Genomic DNA, 9,239 nt, shown 5'->3' on the forward strand with positions numbered 1-9,239 from the left:
CTGGTCGACGTGATCAAGGATCGCGCCGGCATGAAGGGCACCGGCACGTGGACCGTGCAGACCGCTCTCGAGTTGGGTGTTCCGGTCAATGGAATCGCCGAGTCGGTCTTTGCTCGCGCCGAATCGAGCCACGACGATCTGCGGGCCGCGGCCCAGCAGACCCTGCAGGGTCCCGACCGTTCCCTGCAGGTGCCTGACAAGGCTGCCTTCGTCGAAGACGTGCGGCAGGCGCTCTGGGCGTCCAAGGTTGTTGCCTACTCTCAGGGCTTCGACGAGATTCGCACCGGCGGCATGGAGTTCGGCTGGGATATCAATGTTGCCGACTGCGCGAAGATCTGGCGTGATGGCTGCATCATTCGCGCCAAGCTGCTGGAGAACATCCGCCAGGAATACTCAGCCAACGCCGACCTGGTCTCGCTGATGTGCGCCCCCTCGGTCGCGCCTCAGCTGGCGCAGTACAACGATTCGTGGCGCCGGGTGGTATCTGCCGCCGTGCAGTCAGGCGTCTCGGCTCCGGTCTTCTCGAGCTCGCTGGCCTACTACGACATGGCCCGCGCGCCGCGTAACAACGCCGCGCTCACCCAGGGACTGCGAGACTACTTCGGCTCGCACACCTATGAGCGCGTCGACCAGCCGGGCCACTTCCACCTGGATTGGTCGGGCGACCGCTCCGAGTCGAAGACTTCGGACGACTGAGCTGGGCGTAACGGCTGATCGTCGGCTCACCGCCAGTTGATCAGCACACCGGCGGCTGCCGAAATACACAGCGACTAGCGAAATGTCGCGGTGTTTCGGCAGCTGTTGCGCATTCCGGCAGTCGATGAGAGCAAGGAGCGGCTGTGACCGGAGCCCGCTACTGAGGGCGACTCAACCGGTGATCAGCAGCCTCTCCAGCGCGGCACGGCCGGCCTCGGGTAACGGGCGCTTGTGACCGTCACTGTCGGCGCAGACCATCACCGTGCGTGCCTTCGCATGGACGGTGCCGTCCAGCGGGTCAATGATCTCGGTGGCCAGCACCAGCGAATTCGAGCCCAGGTGAACCGGCGCGGTCAGCACATGGAAGGGCTCGATGCGAAACATCATCTGCACCAGATAGTCAATGTCTTGCCGGACGATCAGCCAGCGCACCGCGTCGGCGTTACCCGTTGCGACGCGAGCCATCGACGGATCGGCGCTTGTCGTCATGTCGATGCGTCCGGCCAGCACATAGTCGAGATAGCAGACATTGTTGACATGCTGGTACCGGTCGGGATCCGACCAGCGAACCTTGACCGGGGTGATCCTGCCGCGTCCCGAAAGCTCGGGGGATGCCAACTCCGGCAATGGCGCGGTCTCCTCGGTGAGCCAGGACGCGAAGAATCCGCGTTCCAGGCGGGTGAGGCGTCGCGGCACCATCCGCTCGAAATCGAAGGGGCAGACGACCGTGCGTGCCTCCACGCACAACCTGTCGTCCTGAATCAGCCGATAGCCGATCACCACCCTTGCCGCACCCAGTTCGGCCACCCAGACCTCGGCACGCAGCGGATCGTCACTGAAGTGGATCGGACTGCGGTACGAGATCTGGTGGCCGACCACCACCACTCCCTCATCGAGCATCTCGGAGGCCTTGCCCGACAGCATGAACTCGGCGCGCGCCTGCTGCAGATACTCGGCCACCACCACATTGTTGACATGCCCCTGAGCGTCCAGATCTGTCCAGCGCAGCTGAACCCACGCCACGAAACCAGCATTCATCGCGGCACCAGATCAGACATCGGGGCGTCGTCCGCATACATCGCCTCGATCGCATCGGCGTACACGGAATTCACCTCGTCACGACGCACCTTCAGACTGGGAGTCAAGGTGCCGTCTGCCAGGCTCAGCTCGGCCGGCAGAATCGTATACCGCTTGATCTGTTCCCAGCGTTCCAGCCGGGCGTTGACCTTTCGCATGAACCGGTCGATGGAGTTGCGAATGCCGGGTTCCCGGGTCAGTTCCGCGTAGCTCAGATCACTCTTGCCGCGCCGGGCAGCCCACTTGTGCAACTGGCCTTCGTCCAGGGCAACCAGTGCGGTGACGAACTTACGGTCCTGGCCGATCGCCACAACCTGACTGACGTAGGGAATGTTCGCCATCACGGCGCCCTCGATCTTCTGCGGGGCGACGAACTTGCCATTCGAGGTCTTGAAGAGGTCCTTCTTGCGGTCGGTGATGGTCAGATAGCCATCGGCGTCCAGCGTCCCGATATCGCCGGTGCCATACCAGCCGTCGTCGAACGCCTCGGCGGTCTCGTCAGGAAGATGGTGGTATCCACGGGCGATCGTGGGGCCCTTCACCAGCACTTCGCCGTCGTCGGCCAACCGCACCTCCAAACCGGGAATCACCGGGCCAACCGTTCCGAATCTCGGACGATCGGGCAGGTTCAAGAAGGTGATGGCGGCGGTCTCGGTCGCGCCGTAGCCTTCGATGACGGTGATGCCCGCGCTAAAGAACCACTCCTGAACCTGGCCGGACAGCTTCGCCGAGCCCGAGATCATGAACCTCATCCGGCCGCCCAGCCTGCGGTTGAGCCGGCTGAAGACCAGCCGGTCCGCGATCGCGTAACGCGCCCTGAGCACGACCGGCAGCGGACGACCGGCCAGCCGATAGGGGTGCGATTCGCGGCCCACCTTGAAGGCCCACCGGGAGATACGTCCCTTTAGACCGTTCTGCGGGTACATCGTCATCACGGCCGACCGGACCTTCTCGAAGATCCGGGGCACGCCGACCAGGATTGTCGGGTGGGTTTCGGCCAGCCCATCCACGATGTGGTCCACACGCCCGTCCACGATCGCCCGGAACCCGATCTGAAGCTGCACCGAAAGCAGGTCGCGTCCGAAAACATGGCTGAGCGGCAACCACAGATAGAGCACGTCATCGGGGAAGACGAAGTCGTAGTACTGCATGGCCGCGCCCTCATAGGTCCAGCTGCGGTGGAGCAGTTCGACGCCCTTGGGGTCTCCGGTGGTGCCCGAAGTGTAGATCAGCGTCGACAAAGAATCCGGGCCAAGCGTGGCAATTGCCTCGTCCACACAGCCGGGGTTCGCCACCAGGTGTTCGGCACCACGCTCGAGCAGTTCAGACCAGGTGATGACGCGATCATCGGCTTCGGCGCCGATGGGCCGGTCATCGTCGATGAGAATGACATGGCTGAGCTGATCGTCCAGTTGAGCCGCCTGCCGAACTTTCTCGAGTTGAGCGTTGTTCTCCAGCACCATCATCACCGAATTCGAATCGCTGACGATGTGCGACATGTCGTCGACATTTGTATTCGGGTAGACAGTGGTGGTCGCAGCGGCCGCGCAGGCGATACCCAGGTCGGCCTCGATCCACTCCAAACGAGTGGCGCATGCGATGGCGACCCGCTGCTCGTATTGCAGACCCAGCGATAGCAGCCCGGCGGCGGCATGATCGACGACTCCGCGCACCTCGGCCCAGGTGACATCCCGCCAGCCATCACCCTGCGGCACGGTGAAGGCGACTTTCGCCGGATCCGCGGCCACCCGGTTGCGGAACATCGTCGGGTAGTCGTTGGCGCACTGCGCAAGAATCGTCTGGGCGATCTGCTGTGCGTTGGCGTTCATGGCGCTCCTCGTTGGCCACCGATTCCGAGTAGCCGAAGATCATCTGCGGACCCTTGATCCTAACGCCCGTTGTGCATTCCCGGTCGCGCGCACCGGCCGACCGCGGGCTCACCCCCGTGATTAAGCATTCAACTGCCCCACTAAGATGGGCGCCATGTCTGAGCAGGAAGTTCGCTGGCTGACGCCATCCCAGCAAGTCACATGGCGCAACTGGCTGGATGCCGTTGCTTGGATCAATGAGCAGCTCAATGCCGATCTGCGTCCGCATTGCCTCGATCTCAACGAATATGAGGTACTGGTCGTCTTGTCCGAATCTCCGGGTCACTGCATCCGGATGTCTCAGCTGGCCGACGGCGCCAACCAGTCCAGATCCCGGTTGACCCATACCGTCAACCGGATGGAGGCCGACGGGCTGATCGTGCGCGAGACCGCTACCCGCGACCGGCGCGGCGTGGTCGCCCGGCTCACCGACAAGGGTCTCAGGCTGCTCGAGGGGGCCGCTCCAGATCACGTCGCATCCGTGCGCCGAGTGCTTATCGACCCAATCGACGAGAACGATTGGGAAGCTCTCGGCCGGGCGATGAAAGCCGTTCTGGATGCCAGCGGAACCCAGTCCAAGGCCAACTCCGCAAGAACCGAGCCTGGTGGCCCCGCGCGGTCGGCAGCCGCCACCGCAGACGGAGCCTGCCGGTGAGCGCGCCGGCCATCGCCGGCGAGCAGGTAGTCGCCGACCTGCGTGCCCGGCTCAGCGATCCGTCTTGTCTCGACCAGTCCACTCTCGCCAGGGCACTGTATTCGACGGACGCGTCGCTCTACCGGGTGGTGCCCGAAGTCGTCGCCACGCCTCGTAGCACCGATGAGCTGATCGAATTGGTGCGGGCCGCGCTGGCCGCCGGGCTGCCGGTCACCGGTCGCGGAGCCGGCACCTCGTGCGCCGGCAACGCGGTCGGCCCCGGTCTGGTGATCGATACGTCGCGTCATCTCAACAAGGTGCTCTCGGTCGATACCGAGGCCGGCACCGCAGTCGTCGAGCCCGGCGTCGTGCAGGCCATCCTGCAGGCCGAAGCCAACCCGCATGGTTGGCGATACGGCCCCGACCCGTCGACATCGAATCGTTGCACCATCGGCGGCATGATCGGCAACAACGCGTGCGGGCCGCGCGCGCTGGGCTATGGACGTAGCGCCGACAACATCGTCGAACTCGAGATCATCACCGGCACCGGCGAACTGCTGACGCTTCGTCCGCAGGCCACGGGCGGCCTTCTCGAGCAGTTGCGGACACTGGTACTGGACAATTTGGGCACCATCCGCACCGAGTTCGGCAAATTCTCGCGCCAGGTTTCGGGCTACAGCATGGAACACCTGCTGCCCGAGAACCATTTCGATGTGGCAAGCTTCTTCGCCGGCACCGAGGGTACGTTGGGCATCATCACCAAGGCCACCCTCCGCCTGGTACGCGATGCCCCGCTCAAGACCACCGTCGCGCTCGGCTATCCGACGATGGCCGACGGTGCGGACGCGATGGAACGCATGCTGCCGTTTCGTCCTACCGCCTGCGAAGGCATGGATCGGCGGCTGTCGAATGTGGTCGCCGAGCGTATCGGCCCGCATGCGGTGCCGCCACTGCCCGCCGGCGATGCCTGGCTATTCATCGAGCTCGTAGGAGACGACGCCGCGGAGATCGCGGCACGCGCTCAGGCGATGGTGGACGCGTCCGGGGCGACCGAGGGCTGGGTGGTGCCGGATGCCGCAGAGGCGGCGCGGCTATGGACGATCCGCACCGACGCGGCCGGGCTGGCCGCCGTCGCCCTCGACAAGCCCGCACACGCCGGCTGGGAGGATTCGGCAGTGCCGGTCCCCGCGTTGGGCGCCTACCTGCGTGACTTCGACGCTCTGCTCACCCGCTTCGGGCTACACGGTCTGCCCTACGGGCATTTCGGCGAGGGCTGCGTGCATTGTCGTATCGACTTCCCGCTGGACGCCGCGAACGGCACTCAGGTGCTGCACGACTTCATGTTCGCCGCCGGTGAGCTGGTCGCAAGCTATGGCGGATCGATGTCCGGCGAGCACGGCGATGGCCGGGCGCGCAGCGAACTGCTGCCGCTGATGTACTCGCCCGCCGCGCTGTCACTGTTCGGGCAGGTCAAGCAGATCTTCGACCCGAGGAATCTGCTGAATCCGGGTAACCTGGTCGATCCTGAACCGCTGAACTCGAGCCTGCGGATTCCGCAGCTACGTCGTTCACCGCTGGCCATGAAAGACCCGGAGTTCACCCTCGAGGTGCACCAATGCACCGGGGTGGGCAAGTGCCGCGCCAACACCACCACGGCCGGCGGCGTGATGTGCCCGAGCTTCCAAGCGACCGGCAATGAGAAGGACGCCACCCGTGGACGCTCGCGTGTGCTGCAGGAGATGCTCAACGGCCAGTTGATCACCGGCGGCTGGGCATCGCCCGAGGTCGCCGAGGCGCTGGAACTCTGCCTGGCCTGCAAGGGTTGCCGGCGCGACTGCCCCACCGGCATCGACATGGCCGCCTACAAGTCGCGGGTGCTCTTCGAGAAGCACAAGCGCAAGCCGCGCCCGCTGTCGCACTATGCCCTGGGTTGGCTGCCCAGATGGGGTCGCCTGGTCACCAGGCTGCGCCTGGGGGTGCTCGGCAATTTTGCGTTGCAGACTCCCGGGCTGAGCAATCTGGTGCGCGCCATCGCCGGAGTCGACCAACGCCGTCCGATGCCGCGCTTCCGCACCGGCGCCGCGGCCAGTCACCAAGACTACGAGCTGGGTGAGGTCGCCGGTTCACGCGGGCCGGTGGCCATCTGGGTGGACTCGTTCACCGATGCCTTCGCCGGCGGGCAACTCGCGGCACTGGTGAATCTACTCGTCAGCGTCGGTTTCACGCCCCGGATCGTCACCCAGGATGCGTGTTGCGGTCTTACCTGGATCACCACCGGCCAGCTGGACGGGGCCCGCCGTCAGCTGACACATGCGCTGGATGTGCTGACTCCGATCGCCGAGCAGCAGATCCCGATCGTCGGCATGGAGCCCAGTTGCATGGCCGTGTGGCGCTCGGACGCGCCCGAACTGCTGCCCGATGATTCCAGGGTGCCGGTGGTCGCCGACGCTATTCATACTCTCGCCGAACTGCTGGGGTCGTTGGACGATTGGCAGCCGCCCAGCCTGGCCGGGCACACCATCGTGGCGCAGCCGCACTGCCACCATTCGTCCGTCTTGGGTTGGGAGGCCGACGCGGCCCTGCTCAAGCGCACCGGCGCCAAGGTCACCACGCTCGGCGGTTGCTGCGGATTGGCGGGCAATTTCGGAGTGGAACGCGGCCACTACGAGGTTTCGGTGAAGGTGGCCGAACACGATCTCTTGCCCGCGATCCGTGCGGCCGGGCCGGAGGCGATCGTACTGGCCGATGGCTTCTCCTGCCGCAAGCAGGTCGGCGACCTGGAAGGCTCGCAGGCCGTGACAATGGCCGAGCTGCTGGTCGCGCATCTATAGCGCATCAGTGACACCCGCACCAGTCGTAGAGGATCTTTGACCCCAGCCTCCCCGCACGCAGCGGGCTGCCAGAATAGAGCGTGGAGTCGCAGACAACGATGTTGCCGGGACGCAAACTCACCGCAGGAGGCTGACAGATGAAGGCATTGGTACTCACCGAGTACGGCAAGTTCGAGTATCTCGATGTACCCACTCCGATCCCGGGCACCGGCGAAGTGCTCATCAAAGTCAAGGCGTGCGCAGTTTGCGGCAGCGACGTGCACGGCATGGACGGATCGTCCGGGCGCCGGCAACCGCCCGACATCATGGGCCACGAGGCGTCCGGTCAGATCGAGGCGGTCGGTCCGGGCGTCGAAGGCTGGTCGGTGGGCGACCGGGTCACGTTCGACTCGACGGTCTACTGCAATCAGTGCGAGGCATGTCGGGCGGGCAACGTGAATCTGTGCGTCAACCGTCAGGTGCTCGGGGTATCGTGCGACGACTATCGCAGGGATGGGGCGTTCGCCGACTATCTCGTGGTGCCCGCCTATATCTGCTACCGGCTGCCCGATGAGGTCAGCTTCGTGCAGGCGGCAATGGTCGAGCCGCTGGCCATCGCCTATCACGCGGCTACGCGCACTCAGGTCAAGCCGGGTATGAGCGCGGTCATCGTGGGGGTCGGGACGATCGGTCTGCTCACCCTGCAGGTCGTCAAGGCCATGGGCGCCTCCCAGATCATCGCGGTCGACATCGACGACGCCAAGCTTGCCACCGCTGTCGAAAATGGCGCGACCTCAATCGTCAATTCGGCGGCGCCCGACGCGTTGGCCCAGGTGCTGGCTGCCACGCCGAACGGCAAGGGTGCCGACATCGCATTCGACGCAACCGGGATCGAGGCGACCGTCGACCTGTGCGTGCGTTCGGTGCGGCTCGATGGTTCGGTCGTCTTGATCGGCAATCTCGCCCAGCAGATCGACTTTGCGCTGCAGTGGGTCGTCACCCGCCAGATCAGCCTCTTCGGCACCTGCGCATCCGCCGGTGAGTACGACGAATGCCTGCAGTTGATCGCCGGGGGCAAGGTCGACGTCGAGGCACTCATCGCGAAGTCCGTCCCGCTGGCGAACGGACATGAATGGATCACGCGGGTCTATAACCGCGAGCCCGGACTCAACAAGATCGTGCTGCTGCCCGAAGCCGAAGAGGTGAGGTCGTGACCGAGACCATCAAGACCGCCGTGCTTGGTTGCGGCAAGGTCGGGCATTTCCACGCGAAGTGCTATCAGACACTGGAAGGAAGCGAATTCGTTGGGGCGGTCGGCACCAGACCCGGACGCGGTGCCGCATTCGGCGCCGAGTACGGCGTGCCCGGTTTCGATTCCCTGACCGAACTCGTCGAGCAGACCGGCGCGCAGGCGGTGAGCATCTGTACGCCCCACCCGAATCACGCCGGCTACGCCGCTGAAGCGGCCCGGCTCGGGCTGCATATCGCGATCGAGAAGCCCCTGGCGTCGACCCTTGCCGACTGCGATCTGATCATCGATGCTGCCCGCGAGGCCGGCGTCATGGGGACCACGATCTGTCAGCGACGCTTCTATCGTCCATCGCTGCGCATCAAGCAGGCCATCGACGAGGGCAGGCTCGGAAAGCCGATTCTCGGCACGGTCAATATGCTCGGTTGGCGCGATATGGAGTACTACCGTTCCGATCCGTGGCGCGGCACCTGGGCGGGTGAAGGCGGCGGAGTGCTGGTGAATCAGGCCCCGCACCAACTCGATCTGCTGCTGTGGTACATGGGCGAGGTGGACGAAGTCGTGGCCTGCTGGGACACGTTGAACCATCCCGAACTGGAGGTGGATGACACCGCCATGGCACTGATCCGCTTCCGCAGCGGAGCGCTCGGCAACATCGTGGTCAGCAACTCGCAGAATCCTGCGCTATTCGGAAACGTGCGGGTGCATGGCTCGAATGGTGCCAGTGCCGGCGTCCAGACCGACGGCGGCGCGATGTTCATCGCAGGGATGTCCGGCATCGCGGAACCACCGGTCAACGATCTATGGACGATCCCCGGCGAACAGAACCGGCTGGCGGAGCTGCAGGCCGAGGATTCGGCGTTCTTCAACTCGGTCGACTCGCTCTACTATTTCCACCGCGAGCA

The 9,239-nt window shown here is 64.9% G+C and carries 6 protein-coding genes and 1 pseudogene; 5 read left to right on the forward strand and 2 right to left on the reverse strand.

All coding sequences use genetic code 11. The features are described 5' to 3' along the window. Positions 1–696, forward strand: a pseudogene (locus AAFP05_RS04875) (NADP-dependent phosphogluconate dehydrogenase); the annotation flags it as partial. Between the two features lie 171 nt (positions 697–867). Here the strand turns inward: AAFP05_RS04875 and AAFP05_RS04880 are convergent. Continuing rightward, positions 868–1,719, reverse strand: a complete 852-nt coding sequence (locus AAFP05_RS04880) for a thioesterase family protein (RefSeq protein ID WP_341728729.1) — start codon at positions 1,717–1,719, stop codon at positions 868–870. 11 nt (positions 1,720–1,730) lie between these two features. Further along, a complete protein-coding gene (locus tag AAFP05_RS04885; protein ID WP_341728730.1) occupies positions 1,731–3,602 on the reverse strand; it encodes a long-chain fatty acid--CoA ligase in 1,872 nt (623 codons plus the stop codon). A 154-nt stretch (positions 3,603–3,756) separates the two neighbouring features. Between AAFP05_RS04885 and AAFP05_RS04890 the strand changes: the two genes are divergently transcribed. From AAFP05_RS04890 to AAFP05_RS04905, 4 genes are all read left to right on the forward strand, one after another. After that, positions 3,757–4,296, forward strand: a complete 540-nt coding sequence (locus AAFP05_RS04890; RefSeq protein ID WP_341728731.1) for a MarR family transcriptional regulator — start codon at positions 3,757–3,759, stop codon at positions 4,294–4,296. An 11-nt stretch (positions 4,297–4,307) separates the two neighbouring features. Next, a complete protein-coding gene (locus AAFP05_RS04895) occupies positions 4,308–7,106 on the forward strand; it encodes an FAD-binding and (Fe-S)-binding domain-containing protein (protein WP_341728734.1) in 2,799 nt (932 codons plus the stop codon). A 137-nt stretch (positions 7,107–7,243) separates the two neighbouring features. Further along, the gene (locus AAFP05_RS04900; protein WP_341728732.1) at positions 7,244–8,299 is read left to right on the forward strand and encodes a galactitol-1-phosphate 5-dehydrogenase; all 1,056 of its coding nucleotides are present in this window, start codon (positions 7,244–7,246) and stop codon (positions 8,297–8,299) included. Further along, a partial coding sequence (locus AAFP05_RS04905) for a Gfo/Idh/MocA family oxidoreductase (RefSeq protein ID WP_341728733.1) occupies positions 8,296–9,239 on the forward strand: 944 nt, incomplete at its 3' end. The genes AAFP05_RS04900 and AAFP05_RS04905, both read left to right, overlap by 4 nt.

Source organism: Brooklawnia sp., from assembly GCF_032229645.1.
In the GTDB taxonomy this organism is placed as follows: Bacteria; Actinomycetota; Actinomycetes; order Propionibacteriales; family Propionibacteriaceae; genus Brooklawnia.